Source organism: Psychrobacter sp. JCM 18902, from assembly GCF_904846615.1.
Classification (GTDB): Bacteria; Pseudomonadota; Gammaproteobacteria; order Pseudomonadales; family Moraxellaceae; genus Psychrobacter.
In genome coordinates this window covers 3,151,058-3,175,955 of record NZ_CAJHBK010000001.1, presented here as the reverse complement: position 1 = coordinate 3,175,955, position 24,898 = coordinate 3,151,058, and the positions used below count along the sequence as shown (strand labels likewise).

Annotated in this window: 20 protein-coding genes; 3 read left to right on the top strand and 17 right to left on the bottom strand. The window is 45.4% G+C overall.

What is annotated here, in order from left to right; genetic code table 11:
• The first annotated feature begins 34 nt into the window (after positions 1 to 34).
• Positions 35 to 994, top strand: coding sequence for a biotin--[acetyl-CoA-carboxylase] ligase (locus JMY05_RS13195; protein ID WP_045443568.1), 960 nt, complete (start codon positions 35 to 37; stop codon positions 992 to 994).
• A 37-nt stretch (positions 995 to 1,031) separates the two neighbouring features.
• Positions 1,032 to 1,760 (top strand): pantothenate kinase, encoded by a 729-nt coding sequence (locus JMY05_RS13190; RefSeq protein WP_045453617.1) that lies wholly within the window; start codon positions 1,032 to 1,034, stop codon positions 1,758 to 1,760.
• Between the two features lie 83 nt (positions 1,761 to 1,843).
• On the opposite strand, the gene JMY05_RS13185 is transcribed toward JMY05_RS13190, so the two are convergent.
• The 12 genes from JMY05_RS13185 to JMY05_RS13130 form a co-directional block, all read right to left on the bottom strand.
• Positions 1,844 to 2,311 (bottom strand): energy transducer TonB, encoded by a 468-nt coding sequence (locus JMY05_RS13185; RefSeq protein WP_060490399.1) that lies wholly within the window; start codon positions 2,309 to 2,311, stop codon positions 1,844 to 1,846.
• Positions 2,312 to 2,480: 169 nt separating this feature from the next.
• The gene (locus JMY05_RS13180; protein ID WP_045443562.1) at positions 2,481 to 3,668 is read right to left on the bottom strand and encodes an isovaleryl-CoA dehydrogenase; all 1,188 of its coding nucleotides are present in this window, start codon (positions 3,666 to 3,668) and stop codon (positions 2,481 to 2,483) included.
• A 204-nt stretch (positions 3,669 to 3,872) separates the two neighbouring features.
• Positions 3,873 to 4,808, bottom strand: coding sequence for a hydroxymethylglutaryl-CoA lyase (locus tag JMY05_RS13175; protein ID WP_045443559.1), 936 nt, complete (start codon positions 4,806 to 4,808; stop codon positions 3,873 to 3,875).
• Between the two features lie 45 nt (positions 4,809 to 4,853).
• Entirely contained in the window at positions 4,854 to 6,983 is a 2,130-nt protein-coding gene (locus tag JMY05_RS13170) for an acetyl/propionyl/methylcrotonyl-CoA carboxylase subunit alpha (protein WP_045443557.1), read from the bottom strand.
• 69 nt (positions 6,984 to 7,052) lie between these two features.
• The gene (locus JMY05_RS13165) at positions 7,053 to 7,871 is read right to left on the bottom strand and encodes an enoyl-CoA hydratase/isomerase family protein (RefSeq protein ID WP_201615288.1); all 819 of its coding nucleotides are present in this window, start codon (positions 7,869 to 7,871) and stop codon (positions 7,053 to 7,055) included.
• A gap of 161 nt (positions 7,872 to 8,032) precedes the next feature.
• Entirely contained in the window at positions 8,033 to 9,643 is a 1,611-nt protein-coding gene (locus JMY05_RS13160; RefSeq protein WP_045443554.1) for a carboxyl transferase domain-containing protein, read from the bottom strand.
• Positions 9,644 to 9,912: 269 nt separating this feature from the next.
• Positions 9,913 to 11,688, bottom strand: a complete 1,776-nt coding sequence (locus JMY05_RS13155) for an AMP-binding protein (protein WP_201615287.1) — start codon at positions 11,686 to 11,688, stop codon at positions 9,913 to 9,915.
• Positions 11,689 to 12,043: 355 nt separating this feature from the next.
• A complete protein-coding gene (locus JMY05_RS13150) occupies positions 12,044 to 13,264 on the bottom strand; it encodes an FAD-dependent oxidoreductase (RefSeq protein ID WP_201615286.1) in 1,221 nt (406 codons plus the stop codon).
• A 201-nt stretch (positions 13,265 to 13,465) separates the two neighbouring features.
• Positions 13,466 to 14,197 carry an amino acid ABC transporter ATP-binding protein gene (locus JMY05_RS13145; protein WP_045443837.1) on the bottom strand — a complete coding sequence of 244 codons (732 nt, stop codon included), beginning with the start codon at positions 14,195 to 14,197 and terminating at the stop codon, positions 13,466 to 13,468.
• A gap of 182 nt (positions 14,198 to 14,379) precedes the next feature.
• Positions 14,380 to 15,051: an ABC transporter permease subunit gene (locus JMY05_RS13140; RefSeq protein ID WP_060490392.1), complete on the bottom strand. Its 672-nt coding sequence runs from the start codon at positions 15,049 to 15,051 to the stop codon at positions 14,380 to 14,382.
• Positions 15,048 to 15,794, bottom strand: coding sequence for an amino acid ABC transporter permease (locus tag JMY05_RS13135; RefSeq protein WP_055123453.1), 747 nt, complete (start codon positions 15,792 to 15,794; stop codon positions 15,048 to 15,050). Before JMY05_RS13135 ends, JMY05_RS13140 begins: the two co-directional genes overlap by 4 nt.
• A 96-nt stretch (positions 15,795 to 15,890) precedes the next feature.
• On the bottom strand, positions 15,891 to 16,877 hold the full coding sequence (locus JMY05_RS13130; protein WP_045443551.1) for a glutamate/aspartate ABC transporter substrate-binding protein: 987 nt from the start codon (positions 16,875 to 16,877) through the stop codon (positions 15,891 to 15,893).
• A 324-nt stretch (positions 16,878 to 17,201) separates the two neighbouring features.
• On the opposite strand from JMY05_RS13130, the gene JMY05_RS13125 reads away from it, so the two are divergent.
• Positions 17,202 to 18,182: an Hsp33 family molecular chaperone HslO gene (locus tag JMY05_RS13125; protein WP_201615285.1), complete on the top strand. Its 981-nt coding sequence runs from the start codon at positions 17,202 to 17,204 to the stop codon at positions 18,180 to 18,182.
• Between the two features lie 116 nt (positions 18,183 to 18,298).
• On the opposite strand, the gene JMY05_RS13120 is transcribed toward JMY05_RS13125, so the two are convergent.
• The 5 genes from JMY05_RS13120 to JMY05_RS13100 all read right to left on the bottom strand — a co-directional run bounded on the left by JMY05_RS13120 (position 18,299) and on the right by JMY05_RS13100 (position 24,837).
• The gene (locus JMY05_RS13120) at positions 18,299 to 19,768 is read right to left on the bottom strand and encodes an esterase/lipase family protein (protein WP_045443547.1); all 1,470 of its coding nucleotides are present in this window, start codon (positions 19,766 to 19,768) and stop codon (positions 18,299 to 18,301) included.
• A gap of 228 nt (positions 19,769 to 19,996) precedes the next feature.
• On the bottom strand, positions 19,997 to 22,198 hold the full coding sequence (locus JMY05_RS13115) for a PhoX family protein (RefSeq protein ID WP_201615284.1): 2,202 nt from the start codon (positions 22,196 to 22,198) through the stop codon (positions 19,997 to 19,999).
• A 249-nt stretch (positions 22,199 to 22,447) separates the two neighbouring features.
• A complete protein-coding gene (locus tag JMY05_RS13110; protein WP_201615283.1) occupies positions 22,448 to 23,164 on the bottom strand; it encodes a fumarylacetoacetate hydrolase family protein in 717 nt (238 codons plus the stop codon).
• Positions 23,165 to 23,364: 200 nt separating this feature from the next.
• The gene (locus JMY05_RS13105) at positions 23,365 to 24,090 is read right to left on the bottom strand and encodes an ABC transporter permease (protein ID WP_045443544.1); all 726 of its coding nucleotides are present in this window, start codon (positions 24,088 to 24,090) and stop codon (positions 23,365 to 23,367) included.
• Positions 24,091 to 24,102: 12 nt separating this feature from the next.
• Positions 24,103 to 24,837, bottom strand: a complete 735-nt coding sequence (locus JMY05_RS13100) for an ABC transporter permease (protein WP_045453595.1) — start codon at positions 24,835 to 24,837, stop codon at positions 24,103 to 24,105.
• Positions 24,838 to 24,898 lie beyond the last annotated feature (61 nt).

Sequence of the window (24,898 nt, the reverse complement as noted above, 5' to 3'; positions counted from 1 at the left end):
TATCCACGCTATATTAACCACATCGACGAAACTTATGCCGCCATTTTCCAATTTTTCTGACGACTCATTAGAGCTTCATCATTTACCACAGCTGAACCATCGCCACCTTGTCAGCAGTGCCTCTACCAATAGCGAGCTAATAGCAGATGTACAACATGGCACGTTAAATGCTGCGCAGATGCATCTACTGACCGCTGAAACCCAAAGCGCAGGTCGTGGGCAGCACGGGCGCTCGTGGCAATCACCGCGCGGCAATGTCTATCTGTCGTTATATCACCCTGTTCATCTGCCGATTAGCGGTTTATTGTCACTAATCATCGGCGTTGAACTGGCAAAAATGCCCGTTATTCAAATATTAAATGAGCAATTGCGCGCGCAAGGATTGACGCCCATCGGCGTAAAATGGGCAAATGATTTGGGCTTTTATCAACTGCCATCTGACTCAGTGTCAAATGAGCCTAAACTGACAGCACAGACCCTACCTTTTCATAAACTTGCGGGTATTTTAATAGAACCTGTTACCCAAACGGGCAAATTGGTCGGCGTAGTGATGGGCGTAGGACTTAATGTACAGGCAACGCCCAATCTCACTGCAAAGACCTGCGAAGGCATGAGTTATCAAGCGATTAGCCTACAGGATATTTATGAGAGGCTAAAACCAGAGACAGATATTGTGAGTCTGCCAAGCCTAAAAATACTTTACCAACAAATGAGTAAAGCCCTGCTAGCCGCGATGACACGCTTTGAGCATCTAGGATTCGAGAAGCCCACTGGTCAAAGCTATAACTTGGACAGCTTTTTAAAACAGTTTGAGTCGATGGACGCATTGGCAGGATTACGCTTGCACGTTACTCAAGAGCATAACGGTAAAACAGATAGCATCACAGGTTATGCTTGTGGTCTTGATACACATGGATGTTTGCAATTGCGTCAAGATAGCGGTAAGATTTCTGCGCTTTTTACCGGACGCATCGACGTTATTGATAAGGCTTAAATCAAAGACCCAATGGTCACGATATAAAGGGATTTTTATGCTCTGGTTAGATCTTGGCAACACCCGCCTAAAATACTGGCTCACCGATGATATCGGACAAATAGTCGCGCATGATGCCAAGCAACATTTGCAAGCGCCTGCCGAACTACTGATGGGTTTGACCGATCGCTTCGAGCGTTATGCGCCTGATTTTATTGGTATCTCATCGGTACTTGGCGACGATTTGAATGTTAAAGTGTCAGAGACATTAGGTCGTCTGAATATTCCGTTTGAGTTTGTCCATGTCGATGCCGCGCATGCTTTGATGAAGAGTGCTTATAATGACGAACAGCTCGGCTGTGATCGTTGGCTACAGATGCTGGGCGCCGTGGATAAGAAAAAACGTCAATGCGTGATTGGCTGTGGCACAGCGGTGACCATTGACTTGATTGATCATGCTGAGCATTTGGGCGGTTATATTTTCCCCAGTATTTATCTGCAACGTGAGTCACTGTTTTCTGGTACCAAGCAAATCACCATCTCTAATGGCACCTTTGATAGTGTTGGTCAAGGCATGACCACACAAGATGCGGTACATCGCGGTATCTTGCTCTCTATTGTCGGTGCCATCAATGAGATTAGCCATCGCCATCCCAACTTTGAAGTCATCATGACGGGTGGTGATGCAGCCATTATCTCGCAGCACGTCAACCGTCCGGTGCGCCTACGTGATGATTTATTGTTAAATGGCTTGGCACGCTATTTTGATCATACCAAGCAGTCGTAATACTCAATAAATGCTTTTACCTTGAAAATAAAAAAAGCAGTACGTGTGAGGCGTACTGCTTTTTTATTATTGTTTAAGCTTTATTAATACTCAAAGACTATTGGGATGGTGACATTACCTACTACTGTCTTACTATCTTTTCTAAATGGTTTAAAAAGAGAACGACGTAGTTCTTTTTCAAATCCACTATCAATTCTATCAGAGCCGCTACTCTTTAATACGGTAATATTGGCGACTTTGCCTTCTTGATTTACCCTTAATAAGAATTCCATTTGAACACGCTTCTTTTTGCAAGGTTCTTCCGGATCGCAATAACCCCCTAAAGCACGAATGTGGCGATTGTTAAAACTTGGCTGACGTAACCACTTCGCATCAGAAGTCGCAAACTGGATGACAGGTTGCGCTGGTGATAAGTCTGCTATTTCAGCATTTGCAATGTGTGCCGAAAATATACTCAGTACTAGCATCGCCTTTGTCAGCGCAGAAATGATAGTTAATCGAAGGCGTATTTTTAAGTGTCTTTTAAGCGCGGTAGTAGTAGTCGGCATCATAAGCAGTATCTGATAAATATGGTGGATAAAAAAGGCTAAGGGTCAGCTTTATTAATCGATTATTGTTAATCAAAAAATAAAACCGCATCTTAGCACAATTGTTTATTCTTTTCTAGCCGTTACCTCGCACAGCCCAAAGCCTTGTTGATCAATCTAACCTGTGTTAACGTTATTTAGTCTCATTAAACAGCTCACGACCGATAAGCATACGACGAATCTCACTAGTGCCCGCACCAATTTCATACAGCTTGGCATCGCGCCAGTAGCGACCAAGTGGATACTCATTGGTATAGCCGTTACCGCCAAATATTTGAATGCCCTCGCCTGCCATCCAAGTGGCTTTTTCGGCACACCATAAAATCACACTAGCACAATCTTTACGTACTTCGCGACTATGACCAGCACCGCGCGCGTCCAACATATCGAGATTTTTCCCAACGGTATATAAAAAGCTGCGACCTGCTTGCAATATCGTATACATGTCTGCGACTTTACCTTGGATAAGCTGGAACTCACCGATGGCTTGACCAAACTGCTTACGATCATGAATATAAGGCACGACATTGTCCATCACCGCTTGCATGATACCGATAGGACCCGCAGCCAATACGGCACGCTCATAATCTAGGCCGCTCATCAATACCTTAACGCCTTCATTGAGACCGCCCAAGATATTTTCGCTTGGTACGGTCACATTGTTAAAGGTCATCTCACCCGTATGGCTACCACGCATGCCAAGTTTATCCAGCTTTTGTGCCGTGCCAAAACCTTCCATGCCTTTTTCAACGATAAAGGCCGTCATGCCTTTCGCGCCTAGCTCTGGATTGGTCTTGGCATAGACCACCATCACATCCGCATCAGGGCCATTGGTGATCCACATTTTGCTACCGTTTAGCACATAACTTCCATCTTTTTCTTCAGCTTTGAGTTTCATACTGACGACGTCTGAGCCAGCGCCTGTCTCACTCATTGCCAATGCACCGATGAACTCACCGCTGACCAGCTTTGGCAAATACTTTTGTTTTTGTGCCTCAGAGCCATTGCGTTTGATTTGGTTGATACATAGGTTTGAGTGCGCACCATAGCTTAGCGCGACCGATGCCGAAGCGCGGCTAATCTCTTCCATCGCGACCATATGTGCGACGTAGCCCATGTTAGAGCCGCCGTACTCTTCAGGAACGGTAATGCCATGTAGACCGATGTCGCCCATTTTTTGCCATAGATCCATGGGGAACTCGTCGCTACTGTCGATTTCGCTTGCACGTGGAGCAATTTCATTAGTGGCAAACTGCTGTACCATATCGCGTAATGCATCAATATCTTCGCCAAGCTGAAAATTTAATCCAGGTAAACTCATAACCATTCCTTGTGTTTTGATATTTTTAAATTTCGAATTTTAATCTGCTTTTTAAAACCACTGTAACTGTATTTATAATGTCATTTTTGGAGTCATAGTCAATTCAATGTGAAAGTCTGACAAGGCAACCGAGTGTCGATGTATATTGAATACTTCAAGCGAGGTTAACGCTGTCACACTTTTATAGTGGATTGACGATACTTGTTAAGACTGACGTTTATTGATTAAAGCACGTGCCACGTTTGAACCATTTGGACGCTTTAAGAACGCACTGATACGCTCGCCTGCCACGACCAATTTATCTAAGTCGATACCAGTACTGATACCCATACCATGCAGCATATACACCACATCTTCGGTCGCCACATTACCTGTTGCGCCTTTAGCATAAGGACAGCCACCCAGTCCAGCCACCGAGGTATCAAATTCGCTAACACCCATTTGTAATGCCGCTAAGGTATTGCTCAATGCTTGACCATAAGTGTCGTGAAAATGTCCCGATAGCATAGAGATATCAGCATATTCTAATGCGGCCTGCAGGGCTCGTTGTACTTTAAGCGGTGTACCAACACCAATAGTATCAGCAATGCCAATTTGCTCAGAACCAATCTCTACCAAACGCTTAGTCACATAAGCTACTTGGCTTGGGTCAATGTCGCCTTCATAAGGACAACCAACTGTACAAGAAATGACGCCGCGCACTTTGATGCCCTGTGCTTTTGCAGCCGCTGCTACTGGTGCAAAGCGTTCGATACTCTCATCAATACTGCAATTGATATTTTTTTGGCTAAAGGTCTCACTGGCTGAGCCGAAAATAACGATTTCGTCAGGACAGTGCAAAATGGCATTTTCAAAGCCGCGCATGTTGGGCACTAGGACTGAATAGCAAATATCTGTCTGCCGTGTCGGCGCTAGCGCGTCAAGTAACGCGCTGTTATCACCCATTTGTGGCACCCATTTTGGCGAGACAAAGCTAGTAACTTCTAGCTTTTTGACACCTACTGCAATCAAATCATTGATAAGCGCTTGCTTAACCTCAGTCGGTACCGTCGTTGACTCATTTTGTAGTCCATCACGCGGACTGACATCAACGATTCTGACGTGACTTGGATATGGATGGTTTAGATACGAATGGCTCATGCTTGTCGTCCTTTTTATTACTTACCTATTATTAAGCTATGTCAGCTATTCGCTCTCAGTATTTTCGCCAGCATCAATGCGTAATAACTCGTCACCATCAGCGACCAAGTCACCTGCTGCAAATAGCAATTCTGCCACCACGCCATCCGTCGGCGCAGTAATAGTGTGCTCAATTTTCATAGCTTCGATGACCGCTAACGGCTCGCCTTTTTTCACAGTATCACCAACCGCCACTTTAAAGGCAACCACCTGCCCTGGCATCGGTGATTTTAAACTGCCAACCGCTGCGGACTCTTCGCCAACGTGCGCCATAATATCAACAAGCGTAATCTCGTCACGACCACTGTCTGTGAACACATAAACGGTCTCATTATGCATCCAGCTTTGCGCGCTAGTACGTGCACCATCTAACCATAGCGTATGATTGTGCTCGTCGCTACTGGCATAGCTCACTTGACCTTCATAAACCGTTTCAGTCTGAGCGGCTACATTGATATTGCTATTATCCTGCGTATGCGCGATCTCTTTACCAATGACGAGCGTAAAGCTACTGAGGTTATCGCTGCCTTTTTTGCTGTCTGAACAATTTGCATTGTGCCAGTTACTCATGCAGGCAGTATAAGCATGCTCCTCATAAACCAAGCTGAATGATCTGATGTAGTCGCTATAAGCACGGAAGCCGGTAGGTTTACTAAATGGGTCGATATCTGACTCTTGCGTCGCCATCTCGCTCGCAAGCTGACGAGTAATAGCGGTCACAACCAGCGTCGATAATGCCAAAGGCTGCTGATTAAAAATTGCATCACGCTCGTGCTCAATCAATGCCGTATCGAGATTGGCTTGGCTAAAAGATTCTGTATTTAAGATATAACGCAAAAATGCCGCGTTATTCGGTAAACCCACGATACGCGTTTGCGCAAGTGCTCGATCGAGCTTGGCTAAGGCTTGCGCTCGCGTTGGCGCATGAACGATGAGCTTGGCAATCATAGAGTCATAAAATGGGCTAATCACATCGCCTTCGCGCACGCCATCATCGATACGCACGCCAGTACCATCTTTATCGATCATAAAGGTGCTGTGTTCAGGTTTCTGATACGTAAACAACGTACCGGTCGCGGGCAAGAAGCTATTGTCAGGATTTTCGGCACAGATACGTGCTTCAATTGCATGACCGTTGATAGTCAGATCGTCTTGGGTTTTTGGCAATGGTTGACCTGCCGCAACTAAGAGCTGCCATTCGACCAAATCGACACCGGTAATCGCTTCACTGACTGGATGCTCAACCTGCAGGCGTGTATTCATTTCCATAAAATAAAAATTCATAGAATCTTCACGCTGCTCAACGATGAACTCAACCGTACCTGCACCAACATAATCGACCGCACGAGCCGCTTCGATGGCAGCGGTGCCCATCGCTTCACGCATCGCAATATCAACACCCGGTGCGGGCGCTTCTTCTAATACTTTTTGGTGACGGCGCTGTACGGAACAGTCACGCTCAAATAAATGCACATAGTTGCCATGCGTATCACCGAATACTTGGATTTCGATATGGCGTGGTTTTAAGGCGTATTTTTCAACCAATACTTTATCATCACCGAAGCTGGTAATAGCTTCACGGCGACATGAGTCTAATAAATCCACAAAGTCGCGGCTTTGCTCTACGATACGCATACCTTTACCGCCACCACCAGCGCTGGCTTTAATCAGTACTGGATAGCCGATACTATCGGCTTGCTGCTGCAAAAATTCTGCGTCTTGATTGTCACCATGATATCCCGGTATCAATGGCACGCCAGCCGTTTCCATTAACCGCTTGGATTCAGATTTGCCACCCATGGCGCGGATAGCGTCAGCCGATGGACCGATAAATACCAGTCCTGCATCCTGACAAGCTTGCGCAAAGTCAGCATTTTCGCTTAAAAACCCATAACCCGGATGAATCGCTTGTGCGCCAGTTTCAAGCGCTATCGCGATAATCGCATCACCTTTTAGATAGCTGTCTTTTGGTGCTGAACCGCCCAAATAGATGGCTTCATCACAGATAGCCACATGCTTGGCTTCACGATCCGCATCAGAGTAAACAGCGACGGTGCTAACACCCAGACGCTTGGCAGTCGCGGCTACTCGGCAGGCAATTTCACCACGGTTGGCAATTAGAATTTTAGAAAACATAACTATCCCTGTGTGTTATCGTTTTTATTTGAGGTCTTGTCTATTTACTCATTTGTCTCTTGTGCATTATTAATCTGCCGTCAACCAATTGGGCTTACGTTTTTGCAAAAAGGCTTGCACGCCCTCTTTACCTTGCTCTGATGAGCGAATATCAGCGATACCTTTTACTGTATCGGTGATCAGCTCATCAGTGATGGGCGCACCAGCGACGTCGTGTAATAGCTGCTTGCAAGTTTTGACTGCATCAGGGCTATTTTTGACGATTTTGCTACAAAATATAGCGACCTCATCAGCCAGCCATTCTTCGCTAACTCGCTCATGGATAAAGCCAAGCTGACGTGCTTTTTTGGCATCAAATACTTCAGCACTTAAGAAATAACGCTGCGATGCTCTAGCACCCAGTGCTCGGATGACATAAGGGCTAATCGTTGCAGGCGCTAAGCCTAAACGCACTTCGCTTAGGCAGAAGTTAGCAATTTTGACAGCGATGGCCACATCGCAAACAGCCACTAAACCCATGCCACCTGCATAAACATCACCTTGAATAGCCGCAACTGTTGGCTTCGGACACTCGTAAATAGTTTTAAGCATTTGCGCTAATTTGTCCGCGTCTGCTAGATTTTCTTCATAGCTATAATCTGCCATGGCACGCATCCAATTCAAATCGGCACCTGCGCAGAATGCCTTGCCAGCAGCTGCTAGCACAATGACACGTACCTCATCATCAGCACCAAGCGTATTAAATGCATCGGTTAGCTCAGCAATCATTTCATCGTTAAAGGCATTACGTATCTCAGGACGATTTAACGTCACCGTAGCCACGTGCTGCTCAACGCTGACCAACAGACTTTTATAATTATTAGTATTTTTTAATTTCGTTTCTTTCATAGCTTTCTCTGTGTTCCTGTTTGTAAATATTTAGCCCAACGTTTGGGCCATCTATAATAACGTCCATATAAGAAAGTAAGATGTCAAAACCCGATGCCGCGATATAATCACTTTAAAAAATTGTCGCACCACCATTTTATTGCGAGCAGACCTTAGAGCTTTTACATCCTAAAAACACCAAAAGTCGTCTCTTCGATCGGTGCGTTATAGGCGGCGCTTAGTCCTAATGCCAATACATGTCGCGTATCAGCAGGGTCAATTACACCATCGTCCCATAGACGTGCGGTGGCATAATATGGGTGACCTTGCTTTTCATACATATCGAGAATCGGCGCTTTAAATGCCGCTTCATCCTCATCACTCCACGCCTCGCCTTTACGATCAAAATTGTCACGCTTGACCGTTGCCAAAACCGATGCTGCTTGCTCGCCACCCATCACCGAGATGCGCGCATTTGGCCACATCCATAAGAAGCGTGGGCTATAAGCGCGGCCACACATGCCATAGTTACCAGCGCCAAATGAGCCACCGACAATGACCGTGAACTTTGGCACTTTTGCATTGGCGACTGCCATGACCATTTTGGCACCATGACGTGCAATGCCTTCGTTTTCATATTTGCGACCGACCATAAAGCCAGTGATGTTTTGCAGGAATACCAATGGGATTTTGCGTTTGCAGCACAGCTCAATAAAGTGCGTGCCTTTTTGCGCTGACTCACTAAATAAGATACCGTTGTTGGCGATGATACCGACTGGCATCCCTTCGATATGAGCGAATCCGCAGACCAGCGTCATGCCAAATCGCGCTTTAAATTCATCAAAAGCACTGTCATCGACGATACGAGCAATGATTTCTTTGATATCAAATGGCTTGCGCTTGTCCGTTGGAATGACGCCATATAGCTCTTTGGCATCATAGCGTGGTGGACGCGGTTTGATTTGATTGGGCACTTGCTTCGTAGGACGATTTAGATGGCTCACGATGTTGCGCGCAATCGACAATGCATGGGTATCGCTCTGTGCTAAGTGATCGACGACCCCAGACAGACGGGTATGCACATCGCCGCCACCCAAGTCTTCGGCAGTAACTTCTTCACCTGTCGCCGCTTTTACCAGTGGAGGACCACCCAAAAAGATAGTACCTTGGTCTTTCACGATAATAGACTCATCACTCATCGCTGGCACATAAGCCCCACCAGCCGTACAGCTGCCCATGACCACGGCAATCTGTGGAATACCTGCCGCACTCATGTTGGCTTGATTAAAGAAGATGCGACCAAAGTGCTCTTTATCAGGGAACACGTCATCTTGGTTGGGCAAGTTTGCACCACCGGAATCAACCAAATAAACACAAGGCAAATTGTTTTCTTGCGCGATTTCTTGCGCACGCAGATGTTTTTTGACCGTCATTGGGTAATAAGTACCGCCCTTTACCGTGGCATCATTACAAACAATCATACACTCAATACCATTGATACGACCGATACCCGCAATCACGCCAGCAGCAGGAATCTCTTCGCCATACATATCGTGCGCTGCCATCGGTGCCACTTCTAAAAATGGCGTACCTACATCGAGCAAACGCTCAACACGCTCACGAGGTAAGAGTTTACCACGGGCTAAATGCTTGGCACGGGCACGCTCTGAACCACCTTGCACGACTTTACGTAAGTGACCATATAAGTCATCGACCACCGCTTGCATTGCGGCACTGTTTTGCTGAAATTCAGCAGCGTTTGGACTCAGTTTACTGGTTATGATAGCGCTCATGACATCCCTTTTCTTTAATGCGTAAATGCGAGTAGCTTCTTATGCGAATTATTCTAGCTACTGGTTATTTTGGTTTTTATTCGTATTCGTATAGCCAGCTCAGTTTATAATCGATACAGCGAGATTTGGGTGAATTTTTTGTAGCCTCTGTCGGCGTAGGCACAGCAAGCTAGAAAAATTAATACAAGTCTCGCGTTATACCATAACGTATTTATGTCATTTGGTATCGACTATAACTTTTAATGAACTAAACATGATAGTCAGACTAACTACAAACCTAGCTCTTCTTTCATTTGTTCAATGATTTTATATTTCTGAATTTTTCCAGTGATGGTCATTGGATATTCAGTCACGAAACGATAATAAGTCGGCACTTTATAATGGGCAATATGCTCGCTACAGAACTGGCGAACTTCCTCTTCCGTCAAGCTGTCTGCTTCTTTAGGGATAATCCAAGCCACCAATACTTCGCCATACTTTTTATCAGGAATACCGACGATTTGCACATCACGAATCTTTGGATGACGATAAAGATAATTCTCGATTTCGACAGGATAAATATTTTCTCCGCCACGAATCACCATATCTTTACTACGACCAACGATTTTTACATAACCGTCCTCATCCATCGTAGCCAAATCACCCGTATGCATCCAACCGTCTTGGATGGCTGCGCGGGTTTTGAAGCGACTGCCCCAATAGCCTTTCATTACTGAATAACCGCGTGTCAATAACTCACCGGTTTCACCCAATGCGACAGTCTCACCCGTCGCCGTATCGATGACTTTCACCTCAAGCGCAGGCTGCACTAAGCCAACGGTTGATACTTGCTTATCAAGTGGCGTATGTTCATTGGTTTGACAAGATACTGGACTAGTCTCTGTCATGCCATACGCAATGGTGACTTCGCTCATGTGCATCTCATCGATGACACGGCGCATGACTTCAATCGGACAACTAGAGCCTGCCATGATGCCAGTACGCAAAGTCGATAAATCAAAGTTTTTAAACTCCGGATGGTCAAGCTCTGCGATAAACATCGTTGGCACACCATGCAGACCCGTACATTTTTCTTCTTCGACGGCTTGCAACACTGTCAACGGCTCAAAACCATCATTCGGATAAACGATACAGCCACCATGCGTGAGAATCGCTAGGTTGCCAAGTACCATACCAAAGCAGTGGTAGAGTGGCACTGGAATGCACAGTTTATCTTCTTCCGTGAGATTCATGGCCTCACCGATGAAGTAACCGTTATTAAGAATATTTCGATGGCTTAAAGTCGCCCCTTTTGGCGTACCAGTCGTGCCACTGGTGAACTGAACATTGATGGCATCAGTGTTCTTGAGCTGAGCTTGGCGCTCGGCAACACGAGGATCGTTGGCATCGCCTTCCGCCATCCATGCAGAGAACTTCTGCATAAAGCCAAAGGTTTCCTCAGATGCTGGCTCATCAATCCAAATGATACGCTCAATCGTTGGAATCTCGACCAAATCAAGCTGGGTGTAGTCTTTATGGTAAATTTCAGGACACAGTTCACTGATGAGACTGGCGTAATCGCTGGTTTTGAAATGACGCATGAGCACAAGCGCTGAGCAACCCAATTTATTCAAGGCATATTGCAGCTCAAAGGTACGATAGGCAGGATTGATATTGACAAGGATAATACCGGCTTTTGCCGTTGCTAATTGCATGAGCAGCCATTCAGCATTATTGTGTGACCAGATACCGATGCGATCACCGATTTCCAGCCCCATTTCAATCATAGCACTCGCTAACTGATTGACTTGCTGTTGCAGTTCTCGGTAGGTCCAGCGAATATTTTGATGGCGAGAAACCAAGGCTTCGCGCTCTGGATATTTGGATACAATAGCATCAAAAAAGTCACCGATAGTCGCTTCAATGAGCGGCACATCAGGACCTTTATCATAGCTTTGGGTAAGCGGTGCATTTGCTGAGCGTGCGCCCATATTAATACTAGGAATGCTATTTAGAATAGTATCAAAATCAATTTGAGTCGCATCAAAATCAGAAGTTTGCGTCATAACGAGTCCTTTCGTTTTACTTTTTATCGTATTTATCATTTGTAAATAGTACGTATTGATAGCCTGCAGACCTTTCACTCTTCCTTGCATAGGTCTTATAGAGATTGTCACTACTATACCGCTGTAAACAAACGGCTGTCAATCATAGTAATACAATGTGTATCATTTAATTAGTCATCAATATTTCGTGTTAGTAAAAGGTAACATAGAATCATGGCAAATTTTTGACATAAAAAAGCCAATCATACTTTGGCTAGTACAATTGGCTTAGTTTTTAACATTGCTATTAACATTTGATTTAAAACTGAGTGTTTAGAATAAACTCAACGTTACGCCCATTTAGTTTTAACAGGCGTTAAGCTTTAACGATTGGCGGCAACTTGATGGTCAACGTAGCGCTGACTTCATCACTATCATTTAGCAAGTTCATCACCAATTCCTCATCACTTTCTGTCTTGACCTGCCAGTTGCCAGTCGCTTTTGGCACACCTGTCACCATGACGAAGATGGCTTTATTTTTTAGGCGAATCATGGGCGGCTTATGCTCATAGCCATTATGATCTAGACCCAATACATCATCAGCAATGGTAGCAGCCTGCGCACGTAATGGCGCGACGTAACGACACGGTATACCATCGATAGACATACAGTCGCCAATCGCATAAATATTGGCTGTACTGGTACGCAAGGTCGGCGCATCCACCACGATACCAGTGCGACGGTCGAACTCTACACCAGCTGCGGCAGGCAGCTTATCATCGACCGTCAAACCTGTACTGGCAATCACATGATCTACGATGAGCGGTTCAATTGGCTCAGCAGTACTGCTGTCTGTTGCTGATGCTAGCGCCTCATAACTGACCTGCAGTTTTCCATCACTGATACGAGTAATAGCAGATACCTGATACCCTCCTAAAAAGTTAATCCCTTGCGAATTGACCGCTTGGGCGATACGAGAAGTTGCTTTTGGCGGTAGCATTTGTGATAGTGGTGCATCGTTTAAATCAATGAGCGTCACTTGATGACCTGCTTTTAATAAGTCCTCTGCAATCTCCGTCCCGACCATACCAGCACCAACGATAGCGACGTGCTGACTGCCAGTGGCTAGCTTTTCTTGCAACTGTCCAAAGCGCTCAATATGATTGACATGCCATACTAAATCCTCTGGCAAGCTTTTTGGGAAGATAGGGTGTGCACCCATCGCTAGTACCAGCTTGTCATAGCCGATCGTAGCGTAATTGGTATAGACGGGATCTGAGCGCAGCGCAGAGATAAGCTGCAACTGTTGAGTGGTCGTATCAACATCCGTCACTTGCGTGTTGGCAAGTAGCTTAACATTTGCAGCTTCTGCGGCATCAACGCCAGTCGCTCTGACCAAATCTGCCGCACTTTTCTTTTGGCTAATCGCCATCGTCAGCATTGGCTTGTGATAACGATCGCCGCTATCGGCAGTAACTAAAGTAATCGGAATGTCTTTGTCTTTTGCACGAATGGCATCAATCACATGCCAGCCTGCCAAACCTGCACCAATAATGACGATACCGTTGTTTGATACTTCTGAGTTTTCAGCGCTCATATTAGCTCCAATATAGATAAGCAATTATTTTAGTTGTTAGCATATTGACCGCTATTGTATCAGTAAACAGCCATGCACTCATCTACTCACTTATAGACCAATCATATCAACATCACTGTTAAATACATCAAGCTATCACGCACAAAAAAGCGCCTATTGATAAATAGACGCTTGAAAGTATGAGAAAGTGGAATAGAGTATTTAGTGATTGAGGATTTTCGATAAGAAAAGTTGCGCGCGATCACTTTTTGCCCCTTCAAAAAACTCATCTTTACTACAGTTCTCGACAATATGACCTTCGTCCATAAAGATAATACGATTGGCTACCTGACTGGCAAAGCCCATTTCATGGGTCACACACATCATGGTCATGCCATCGCGAGTCAACTCGACCATAACATCAAGTACTTCTTGAATCATCTCAGGGTCAAGAGCAGAGGTCGGCTCATCAAAGAGCATCGCTACAGGATCCATTGCCAGCGCTCGTGCAATCGCAACACGCTGCTGCTGACCACCAGAGAGCTCGGCTGGATATTTCGCGGCCTGTACCGTTAGTCCAACGCGATCTAAATACGCCATGGCTTTTTGTTTGGCCTCGCTCTCTTTGCGACCCAATACTTTAATTTGAGCGACCGTCAAATTATCAATGATAGTCAAATGTGGAAACAGCTCAAAATGCTGAAAGACCATGCCGACACGGCTGCGTAATTTCGGCAGATTGGTTTTTGCCGCACCAACTGAGATACCATTTACCATGATCCCACCTTCTTGAAAAGGCTCTAGTCCATTGACCGTTTTAATCAAGGTTGATTTACCACTACCTGATGGCCCGCACACGACGACGACATCACCTTTATGTACATGCGCCGTACAATCACTCAATACTTGAAAATCCCCATACCATTTGCTGACATCGGACATTTGAATGACCATCTCATCACTAGCATGACCATTGTTGGTGACCAGTCCGCCAAAGGCATTTAAGTATGTATCAGCTTTGCTCATCACTGGCTCCTAACCACATTGTTTTTAATAATCGTCATTTAAGAAAAGTTAGATCAACTACTCAACCAAAGCCTCAACACTCAAAAAGCGCAAGCCAAGATAAATATCTATCAAAATCGCAAACGCTTTTGCAATTGTTGGACGCCCACGGAGGCACTGACACTGATGATGAAATACACCGCACCAGCACCCAAAATGTAAGGCGTCAGCAAACCCATCAGCTCACCGCGTACATAGGCGGCGCGGAAAAAATCTGTCAAACCAATAGCAAAAACCAACGTCGTATCTTGGAATAAAATAATACACTGTTGCAAGATTAGCGGCAGCATTTTGCGAAAGGCTTGTGGCAAAATAACCAGACGCATGGTCTGCCCATAAGTCATGCCTAACGCTTTGGCGGCATTGACCTGCCCACTACCAATCGATTGAATACCAGCACGCACCACCTCTGAAAAGTAAGCGGCTTCAAACATCATAAAGGCAACCACACAAGAGGCAAAAGCAGCATCAAGTTGTAAGTACTTACCCGCTATCCAAAAATAAATCATCGGTACGGCAAAGTAAAACCACAGTAGCACCAGTAGTAGCGGTACAGAACGGAAGTAATTGACGTATAGCTTTGCTGGAATCTCAAGCGCTTTGATACCAGACAAGCGCATCAACGCCAATACCGTTCCTAAGCTAATACCACCAATAATCGCCAAAAACAGCACCTTTAAGGTGGTAATCATGCCGCCCATCAAACCAGGATAGGCTGTTGCCAATTCGGTCATCATGTTCATTTCTGACCTCCTGCAATGAGCCCAGGTACACGCAGTTTGCGCTCAATTAACCCCATAATAGCAATCAACGATAAGTTAAATACTAAATAAATAATCGTCGCGTAGGTATAAATCTCGATGCTGTTTTGGGTGTATTCGCTAATAGTTTTGGTTTGACTGATCAGCTCCATTACCCCCACTAATGAGGCGACGGAGGCGTTTTTGAAGCAGTTGGTCAGCTCGGAGCTGAGCGGTGGTAAAATAATACGAAAGGCCTGCGGTAGCAGCACTTCTTTGTAGACTTGCGGAATACTAAAGCCTAGTGCATAAGCAGCATTGATTTGACCTTCGGGCAACGACTCAATACCTGTACGCACCTGTTCAACGATACGAGCGGCGGTAAATAATCCAAGACCGATACTTGCTGAAAGCATGGCTGACGTGTTGGGCGATAAATCCTTATACCACCACTCTTGTATCGTGGGCGTGAGCCAGCCAGGTGCAATATAAAACCAAAAGAACAACTGGACAAGCAGTGGAATATTACGAAAAAATGTCACATAAGCGGTGCCAATGGCACGAGCGGTCTTATTAGGCAAAGTACGCATGATGCCAAAGATAGTACCTACGACCATAGCAATGGCCCATGCGATACTACCAATCAATAGTAGCCAGCCAAGACCAGTAATCATCCAATGGATATAAAGCTCATTACCGATACCAGTCTGCTCAAAGAGCACACCCCAGTTCCAGCTATAATTCATGGTTGTCTCTCCGAGCAGCGACTGAAAATCCTACGTGTTCAGATTGATATCAACATCAGTCTGAACACGTAAGCAAGCTATGTTGCAGGACAATAATTACTGTGCCGTCGCAACTTTCGGCTGAGCGCTGTCATGCGGACTGGCAATCAAGGCTTTTAAGTTGTCAGACATCTCAAAGTTTAGATTGACGTTCTTTGGTGGGATTGGGTTTAAGAACCACTTGTCATAAATGCTGTTGATTTCCCCTGATTTAAAGACATTCGCTAACGCTTCATCGACCACTGCTTTGAACTCAGAATCATCCTTACGCATCATACAACCATAAATTTCAAACGATTGCGGCGTGCCGACGATGACCCATTCATCAGGATTTTTTGCTTTGGCTTTTTCGCCAGCAAGTAGTACATCATCCATCATAAAGGCATCCGCGCGACCATTTTCTAGCATAAGGAAGCCTTCGCCGTGGTCTTTTGCTGAGATGATATTCATGTCCATTTTGTTGTCATCATTATACTGACGAATATAACGCTCTGAAGTTGTGCCTGCGGTGGTGACTAAGGTCTTACCTTTTAGGTCTTCAAAATCTTGAATACCTGAGTCTTTTTTGGTCAATAGACGCGTACCGATTTCAAAGAAACCGTTGGAGAATGCCACTTGTTTTTGACGCTCTTCGTTGTTGGTGGTCGAACCACATTCAAAGTCGACCGTGCCGTTTTGTACCAAGGGAATACGGGTTTGTGAGGTGATAAGGTTATAACGGACGTTGAGGTCTGGCATGTTTAGCTTTTGCTTAACCGCTTCGACGACTTTCATCTCTAAATCGTGCGCATAACCAATCGGCTGATTTGGGTCGTCAGCGATATAAGAAAATGGAATAGAAGAGTCACGGTGACCGACCACGATAGTACCCGAGTCTTTGATTTTTTGTAGAGTACCGTTGGTAGTGGTTTCTGTCGCTGTTGCATCATCTGCTGGCGCATCAGTGCTGGTTTGGCTACTGTTATTACACCCTGCAAGACCTAGCGCCATAAAAGCAGCGAGAGTTAAAGGTTTAGAGAAAGACCTAGAAGATAGATAGCTCATGAGATACATCCTTTTATCACATTATCACAAGATTGAATGAGTGCTTGGACGACACAGGTCTTATTCATTGACCTTATTGCCATGCATCCATGCGGTGGTTGTTGCTGTTATTTATCACAATGCAACTTAATGTTACTGTACAACAAATTAGCGAGTGTGGGTAAAATTTTTTTAATGAGGCTTATTTTTCAAGGATATCGGGTTTAGTATCACCATAACTATCCAATAAACGCCTTTAATCTGTTAAACAATATCTAACGAGCAATTGATAAATCACGATGAATCCCCATAAAGCTAACAACTTCTTAATACTATAAATGACCTATGACACAAGATACTCAAGTCCCTAATACGGACAGCCAGAACGCTGGCAACCATAGTGACAATGACGTACGTCAACGTTTCTTTATTGAAGATTCGCCAGTGCGCGGTGATGTGGTGCGCCTATCACGCAGCTATGCCAGTACGATAGCCCAAAAGCCTTATCCTGAAGCGATCAAGCGCTTATTGGGTGAGATGCTAACAGCAGCGAGTTTGCTTATCGGCACGGTCAAAATCAATGGTCATCTGTCCATTCAATTGCAATCATCAGACAGCGATAGCTTGCTAAACTGGGCAATGGCAGAATGCAATCAAGACGGTATCATCCGTGCCCTTGCTAGCTGGAAGGGTGAAACTGATGAGCAAGTACAGGCGTGGGAAAATATGACTCATGCCAAAGAGGCATTTGCTGAATTGGGTGCGATGGGTCAAGGCGTGTTGTTTATTAACATTCAGCCTGAAGGCGGCGAAGCCTATCAAGGCATCGTCGAGCGCAGCCATGACAATTTGGCAGACTGCTTAGCGCACTACCAAAAGCAATCGGCGCAGATTCCAACCTTGATTAATTTAGCGTCTGATGGTCTGCAAGCGGGTGGAATGTTGGTACAAATGCTTCCTCGTACTGCTGAAGAAACCTATGAAGTCGAGCAAAACCAAGATGCGGGTATCGACGATGACTTATGGATGCGTCTGAGCGTTTTGACACGGACAGTGAAAGCTGAAGAGTTGACCACGCTTGATGCCAACGAAATCCTTTATCGCTTGTATCATGAAGAAAATGTCGTCGCGCCCGACCCTGTTGCATTATCATTTGGTTGCACCTGCTCACGTGAGAAATGTGAGATGGCCATTGAGCAAATAGGTGAAGCAGAAGCCTTAGATATCATTGATGAGCAAGGCGGTAACTTTGAGATGGATTGCGGCTTTTGTGGCGAGATGTATAGATTTAATAAAGACGATGTGACCACGATATTTTCTGAGTAATTAGGATTTAGTGAAGCTCGCTTAGTAATAGAAAAACCCTCAAGTGTGACGCTTGGGGGTTTTTAACGTCATGGCTTGAAATTTATGACTGACGATATAACTGGTTTCGAGCACGCTTAATTGGCCAATTCATCCACTTCTGGATAAGAATAGATACGACTATCAAGCCCATACTTTGCATCATGGGCATCGCCTAGCCTATTATCCAACAGCCAAGCAATAACTTGCTCATGTACTCTATCGCTGTAGATTAAATTCATGTGATTGACCCCATAAAAAATCGCCTTATGTCCCTCTGGTACTGCTAGCGTATGCTCTTCGGTATATTCGCCGAGCGCTGACTCTACTGAGACCAACCCATCCCCAAGCAAACTTGTGGTCTTAGAGTCATAATGAGTTTCAATCAAAGCTGCCGCCACTAAATAGGTATTCACATGCAGGGGCAAACGCGTGGGATGACGAAACTCTGCTGGCAGCACGCTGCGCCCTTCGGTAGACTTCCAATCAGCATCGCGAATACTGCCGTAACGTAAATCTATAATACCAGCGCTACGCAAGTCGCCCAATTTAGCCAATGATCCTGCAAAAGGCAGCTTAGCGATTTTATCTTGAACAAAATGACCAATCTGCTCCAAGCTTGCGCCATGATGCGGTGAGCCTAAGGTGACAAGATTGCCCACGCGTTTGACCCAGCTAAAGCCTTGCTCTTTACCGTAAAACAGCGCACTACGGCTCAATAATCCACCCATACTATGACCGATTAAATCTATTTGAGTGACGTCGGGATTACTCTCAACCAAATCTTGCAAGACTTTTGCAAAGCTACGTCCGTTGCTAGAAATACGCCGACCCGTATTATAGTTTAAATACAGAACCGTCGCTTTTGGCAAGTGCTTGACCAACGCTTCACCCAAATTGCCTTCTCCAGATACCTGCCAGCTCAAGTGACTCATACAAAGCCCATGGCATAAAATAATAACACGCCCTGACAGCGCACCACTTTGTACACGATTGTATTCATCGTATAGCACCATCGATACTGCCAATGGATTGTGATGAGTGATAAGATGATCGCCCATGACGCCATTTAGAATATTGACCAAGCGACGTAAGTTTTTGGGTAAAGGTTGTATTTTTTTGGGTTTAGAAACCGTGTTATAAAGACGCAGCCCTGAGGCAAGATTATTGCCCACCAATTGCATCGTATAACGCACCGTGCCATAAATCCGCCCCGTGATGCCGCGCTGCCAGTGCTCAATATTGCCTTTATTAAACCGTCCTAAAGGACGCAGCAGAATCTCACGATGGATAGCCTCTACAATATCAGTGACTTCCACCACGCCCATCGTTGCCAACTGAGCCAAGCCTTCAAAAAAATCAACCAACGTAATAGGCTGATGCGGTTTGCTATAGCTGTTGTCCACCGTCTCGGCGCTCAGCTCATCGACATAGATATATTCGAGTTTCGCCAACTCTTCATAGACATCGCCCTGAAAACCTTCACCGGCATCCGACTCAACAGCAGTTGGACGCCGAGTGGTGGCAAATAAATCATGAATGGTTTCTAAAGGTTTTGGACTGGGCATAGTGTTAACATATCAAGCAGTTGAAGGAATTTTCCATACTATCCTGTAATTGTCATAAACAGAAGAGAATGATTTAACTATCAAGTATTTTTATTGTCAAAGAAAGGCGCTATCCTTTAATACCAATGCTTGCATATTAATAACTATCCTCCAAAATACAAAATCCCAAGCCATGACTTGGGATTTTTTTGTTGAGAAAAACACATCATTACTCATGCAAATGTCTAACTAGACAAACGACTCTGCCAGTATGACGTCGCCATCTTCACGCGTAATCATTACGGTCGCTGAGCGCGGCGTACTGCCTCCAGCAATAGCACCCCAAGTATTACCCGGATGCTGAATATTGATAAATAAGGTTTTAAAGTCAGGAGCCATGGTAATACCTGTGACTTCACAGCCTTCAGGACCGACAAAAAAACGTTTGATATTGTCATTACTAGCAGGCATGCCGACTCGTGTTTGTTGTCCTGCTGAGGTCGTTATGGCTGTCCCATCACTGACTTTACCCGGCAGCGCCGCCAGTAACATACAGCTGCTGGTATCGGTATAAGCGCCGTCATCGGTCTGAATCCACAATACGCCACGCGGATCGAAGTACAAACCATCTGGGGAAGAAAAATCGTTGTTGTCATTTAGCTGTGACAAATTTTCTGCGGCCAGATCATAAGGCGTGGCAAACAAATAAATGTCCCACTCAAAACTCGTGGCTGTATGATCGCCACCTGCTTCTGCCCAGCGAATAATATGACCGTTGTCATTACCTGCCGCTTTTTCACCTGCCTGATAGCTACGCGGATTAGAGGCTGACACAGGTTGGTCTTCGCGTACGCCGCGGTATTTATTATTGGTCAATGTGACGTATACCTCACCCGTCATAGGGCTAACCGATACCCACTCTGGTCGATCCATTTTGGTGGCGCCGACCACATCTGCTGCGGCACGAGCAAAAACTAACACCTCATCTTGCCCATTAAAAGGCAATACCGTATTGGAGGCATCCAGTCCGTTTTGACTATGGACGAGTGCTTTCCATTCACCGCTGCCATCTTCATTAAAGAGAGCAACATAGAGCGTGCCGTCATTCAAATACTTATCGCCCGCTTTTAAGCCGCCGCCGATATCACTATTTGACCATGTGGCTTTGGAGACAAACTTATAAATATATTCGCCGCGAGCATCATCGCCCATATAAAAGACCACCGGTTTGCCTTGTTCAACGGGGGCATAAGCACAGTTTTCATGGGCAAAACGTCCCAGTGCCGTACGTTTTTGCGGCATAGAATTTTGGTCAAAAGGGTCAATTTCGGTGATATAGCCAAAGGTATTAAAGCCATTACGATAATCGTCAGCAGCACTGGTACCGACGGCGGTCATATCCCAGCGCGAAAACTCATCGGCTATCTTGGCATCTTTGGCTTCAGGTGTGTGCCACAGATACTCCCAGCCTGGGAAATCCTCTGTTGCACCGTAGCGCTCGCGACCATAGTTTTGCCCATCACTTAATTGGCTAGCATCTTGCCCACGGGCGAATACCCCTAAAAAGTTCTCTTCGGTGGTCAGATAGGTGCCCCAAGGTGACAAACCTGCACCGCAATTATTATTGATGCCGCGCGTCTGAAAGCCTGTCGGATCAAACTTAGTCTTGACCAAATCAGAGCCGGCAACGGGCCCTGTCAACTGCGCCGTACTACTACTCGTGAGACGGCGATTATATTTCGAATCAGCCACCATCTCATAGCCCATGCCATCAGCGCGGCGTTTCATCTCGACCACTGCTACCCCATGGCAATTGACTTCTCGGCGCACGTCACTCGCGAGGCGACGATTTTTAAAGATGGGAGCAGCATTATCATCTTGGGTCACATAGTAGCCAAACGGACTCAATTCGTTACTATTCACGTATTCATGATTCATCACTAGCAGCCCATTCTCTGCCGCTTTGGCATCATAAGCGCCGCCCTTTTTACCAAAGAACCACATGCCATCATGGTTATCACCCATGCGCCACTCGAATGACTCTGCCGACTGCTCTCGGTTGTCTTTCCAATCATCGATACCCGATATCAGCGGCGTACCAAGTGGTAATATCATCTCGGCTTTATAGCCTGCTGCCACACTCATCGTTTCGGCAGTTGAATGCGCCACTGCCGTAAACTTCAAAGTTTCGGGACGTTTGAGATCGCCCTGTGCAGGGATAGCCGCGTTATTATCAGTATTCTTGATAGGACTGCTGTCATCATCATCGCTACAGCCAACCAAAGGTAGCGCCCCAAAAAAAGCCGCCGCCGTCAATCCTGTGCCACCTTTTAGGATACTACGACGATTTAAACGACGACTAATAATGGTTTGAAAATCGATATTGTCAGTCGGATTAGAGTCTTCAACGACTTCATGGGCAAGTGGTTGTTTATTATTCAATAATGTCATTATCAGTCACCTTGCTATTAGGCTGGATTGGCGGAGAGTTGATCGCGGCTTTACAATTATCACCACAAAAATACGAATTACGCCTAAGTCTACCGAGAGTTTATGACAGAACGTTGAAACATAGATGACAGTCTCATGACAGCACTTTGTGAGCACCTCATAAAACGAAAAAATCCCAAGCGTTAACTTGGGATTTTATGATGGCGTCGCTGCATTTGACGACTGATAAAATAGTGCTGCTATAAAAACTTATTGAACCTGCGCCTGCCATTCATGGGCACCGAGCTTCAATTTTAACGCATCGCCTGCTTGTAATATGCCAACGCCGCTTGGCGTTCCAGTCATAATCACGTCACCTGCTTGTAAGCTAAAGGCATGGCTAATCTCTGCCAGTAATTCATAAACTGGAAATAGCATCAAGGCACTGTCACCATCTTGCTTCAGCTCATCATTGATATAAAGCTGATATTCGACATGACTAAAATCACCAAATGCTTGCGGATCAATCCAATCAGCAAGTACACAGGCACCATCAAAACACTTAGCACGCTCCCATGGATGACCTTTTTCTTTGAGCTTACTTTGCAAGTCACGTAAGGTCAAATCCAGCCCCAAAGTCACGCCACCTATCGCTTGCTGTGCTTGTTCAAGCGTGGCTGCCGATAAGTCTGCTGCTAATTGCACACACAGCTCAGCTTCATAATGAGTATCACCATATATCGCTGGATTGGGACGGACGATATCATGACGCACACTGACCACTGACGATGCTGGTTTCATAAATAAGATGGGTGATTTTGGTATCTCATTGCCAAGCTCGCGGGCGTGTTCCGCATAGTTACGACCGACACAGACCACCTTGCCGATGGATGCACGTACGCTATCGTTAACCGTTGCAATGCTCGCGTCATCATTGACACTGGTAGCAATCGCATTGATTAAAGACATATGGGGTGATTGGCTCATACTAGGCACTCACAGCAGATTATTGATAGGTTGGTCATACATACTGCACTATCTGTCGCTATTTTTCTAGGGCTTATCTTCATTTTAAAAATAGCCATAAAAATGAGATAAATGGCAGTTAAACAAAATAATAGCGGGTTAATATTAAGATATTAACCCGCTATTTCATTGATTTTTTAGCATTATTTTGAGCCAAACCATTAAGGTATGGTGTTGGTCATTACATCAGGCGGTACATAGCTTGTGTGGCGGTTCATTCTTTTTTCAAACAACCTAAAGCTAAACAGAATCACCCATGATAATAGAAGGTAAATAATACCAGCAGCAAAGAACAGCTCCATCAAGGTATAAGTTCGCGCACTAATGGTTCGAGCGACACCCGTGATATCCATCAAAGCGATGGTTGACGCAAGCGCACTGCCTTTTAGCATAAAGATCACTTCATTGCTGTAGGCTGGAATGACAATACCAAAGGCACGGGGTAAGGTAATACGCGTAAGCTTCTGCCATTTCGACATACCGATAGCGTCAGCTGCTTCGAGCTCACCAACAGGAATGGTCTGAATCGCACCGCGAATGATCTCTGCCAAATAAGCACTGGTATTCATGGTAAAGGCAATGATGGCACACCAATACGCTTGACTGAGCACAGGTTCCCATAAGAACGAATTCCGTATAGCCTCAAACTGTCCTAGACCATAATAAATCAAAAATATCTGTACCAGCAGCGGCGTGCCACGGAAGAAGAAGATATAAGAAAATGGTAGTATCTGCACCAGCCAGTTTTTTGACAAGCGCAACTGGGCTAAAACCAAACCAAAAAATAGACCGATAATACCTGAGATAACCACCAGCTGTACGGTCAATACTGCCCCGTTTAATAAATCAGGAATGCTATCAAAAATAACCTGCCAATTCCAATCCATAGTATCTCTCCTCTATCCTATGGTCGATTGACGGTGGGTTGACTGACGGCTCAGCTTTTTAGCGTAGCGTGCCGCTGGATTGGCGCGCCATTCGAGCCACATCATAAAACCAGTAATCAACATGGTTAAACCCAGATAAATAATCGCCGCTGCCATATAAAAAGTAAATGGCTGCTGCGTTGATTGGGCGGCACGTGATGCCTGATACATAATATCTTTGAGACCCACGACCGATACCAATGCAGTATCTTTGAGCAACACCAAAAACAAATTGCCCAATCCTGGCAACGCAATCTGCCAAACTTGTGGCAAGGTAATGCGATAAAACGTCTGAAAAGGACGCATACCAATCGCTTGCGCCGCCTCCTTTTGCCCTATCGGAATCTCTTGGATCGACATGCGAAAAATTTCAGTCGCATAAGCGCCAAACGCGATAGATAACGCCATCACGCCGCCCCAAAAGGCACTGATCTCAACATATTCATTATAGCCGAATTTTTTGAGAATCGTCATCAGCAGCATAGAGCCACCGTAATAGATAAACAATACCAATAGCAACTCTGGAATACCGCGCATTGTCGCCGTATATACAGTCGCAATTTTACGCAGCAGCCAGACATTGGACAGCTTAGCTGTGGCACCGAGCAGCCCTAAAGCCATGCCGATGACTAAACTGGTCATGGCAAGCTTGATGGTGACGGTAGCGCCGCTCAGTAGTAGCGCGCCAAATCCTTGTAAATCAAACACAATTATCCACTCAGTCTCTTTATATTAGCAATTTGCAAAATATGAGTTAAAAGAATCAGCA

Excerpts from the sequence above, each read along its gene's own strand:
- JMY05_RS13195 (WP_045443568.1), top strand. The coding sequence starts at position 35 with ATGCCGCCATTTTCCAATTTTTCTGACGACTCATTAGAGCTTCATCAT.
- JMY05_RS13190 (WP_045453617.1), top strand. The coding sequence starts at position 1,032 with ATGCTCTGGTTAGATCTTGGCAACACCCGCCTAAAATACTGGCTCACC.
- JMY05_RS13185 (WP_060490399.1), bottom strand. The coding sequence starts at position 2,311 with ATGATGCCGACTACTACTACCGCGCTTAAAAGACACTTAAAAATACGC.
- JMY05_RS13180 (WP_045443562.1), bottom strand. The coding sequence starts at position 3,668 with ATGAGTTTACCTGGATTAAATTTTCAGCTTGGCGAAGATATTGATGCA.
- JMY05_RS13175 (WP_045443559.1), bottom strand. The coding sequence starts at position 4,808 with ATGAGCCATTCGTATCTAAACCATCCATATCCAAGTCACGTCAGAATC.
- JMY05_RS13170 (WP_045443557.1), bottom strand. The coding sequence starts at position 6,983 with ATGTTTTCTAAAATTCTAATTGCCAACCGTGGTGAAATTGCCTGCCGA.
- JMY05_RS13165 (WP_201615288.1), bottom strand. The coding sequence starts at position 7,871 with ATGAAAGAAACGAAATTAAAAAATACTAATAATTATAAAAGTCTGTTG.
- JMY05_RS13160 (WP_045443554.1), bottom strand. The coding sequence starts at position 9,643 with ATGAGCGCTATCATAACCAGTAAACTGAGTCCAAACGCTGCTGAATTT.
- JMY05_RS13155 (WP_201615287.1), bottom strand. The coding sequence starts at position 11,688 with ATGACGCAAACTTCTGATTTTGATGCGACTCAAATTGATTTTGATACT.
- JMY05_RS13150 (WP_201615286.1), bottom strand. The coding sequence starts at position 13,264 with ATGAGCGCTGAAAACTCAGAAGTATCAAACAACGGTATCGTCATTATT.
- JMY05_RS13145 (WP_045443837.1), bottom strand. The coding sequence starts at position 14,197 with ATGGTCATTCAAATGTCCGATGTCAGCAAATGGTATGGGGATTTTCAA.
- JMY05_RS13140 (WP_060490392.1), bottom strand. The coding sequence starts at position 15,051 with ATGAACATGATGACCGAATTGGCAACAGCCTATCCTGGTTTGATGGGC.
- JMY05_RS13135 (WP_055123453.1), bottom strand. The coding sequence starts at position 15,794 with ATGAATTATAGCTGGAACTGGGGTGTGCTCTTTGAGCAGACTGGTATC.
- JMY05_RS13130 (WP_045443551.1), bottom strand. The coding sequence starts at position 16,877 with ATGAGCTATCTATCTTCTAGGTCTTTCTCTAAACCTTTAACTCTCGCT.
- JMY05_RS13125 (WP_201615285.1), top strand. The coding sequence starts at position 17,202 with ATGACACAAGATACTCAAGTCCCTAATACGGACAGCCAGAACGCTGGC.
- JMY05_RS13120 (WP_045443547.1), bottom strand. The coding sequence starts at position 19,768 with ATGCCCAGTCCAAAACCTTTAGAAACCATTCATGATTTATTTGCCACC.
- JMY05_RS13115 (WP_201615284.1), bottom strand. The coding sequence starts at position 22,198 with ATGACATTATTGAATAATAAACAACCACTTGCCCATGAAGTCGTTGAA.
- JMY05_RS13110 (WP_201615283.1), bottom strand. The coding sequence starts at position 23,164 with ATGAGCCAATCACCCCATATGTCTTTAATCAATGCGATTGCTACCAGT.
- JMY05_RS13105 (WP_045443544.1), bottom strand. The coding sequence starts at position 24,090 with ATGGATTGGAATTGGCAGGTTATTTTTGATAGCATTCCTGATTTATTA.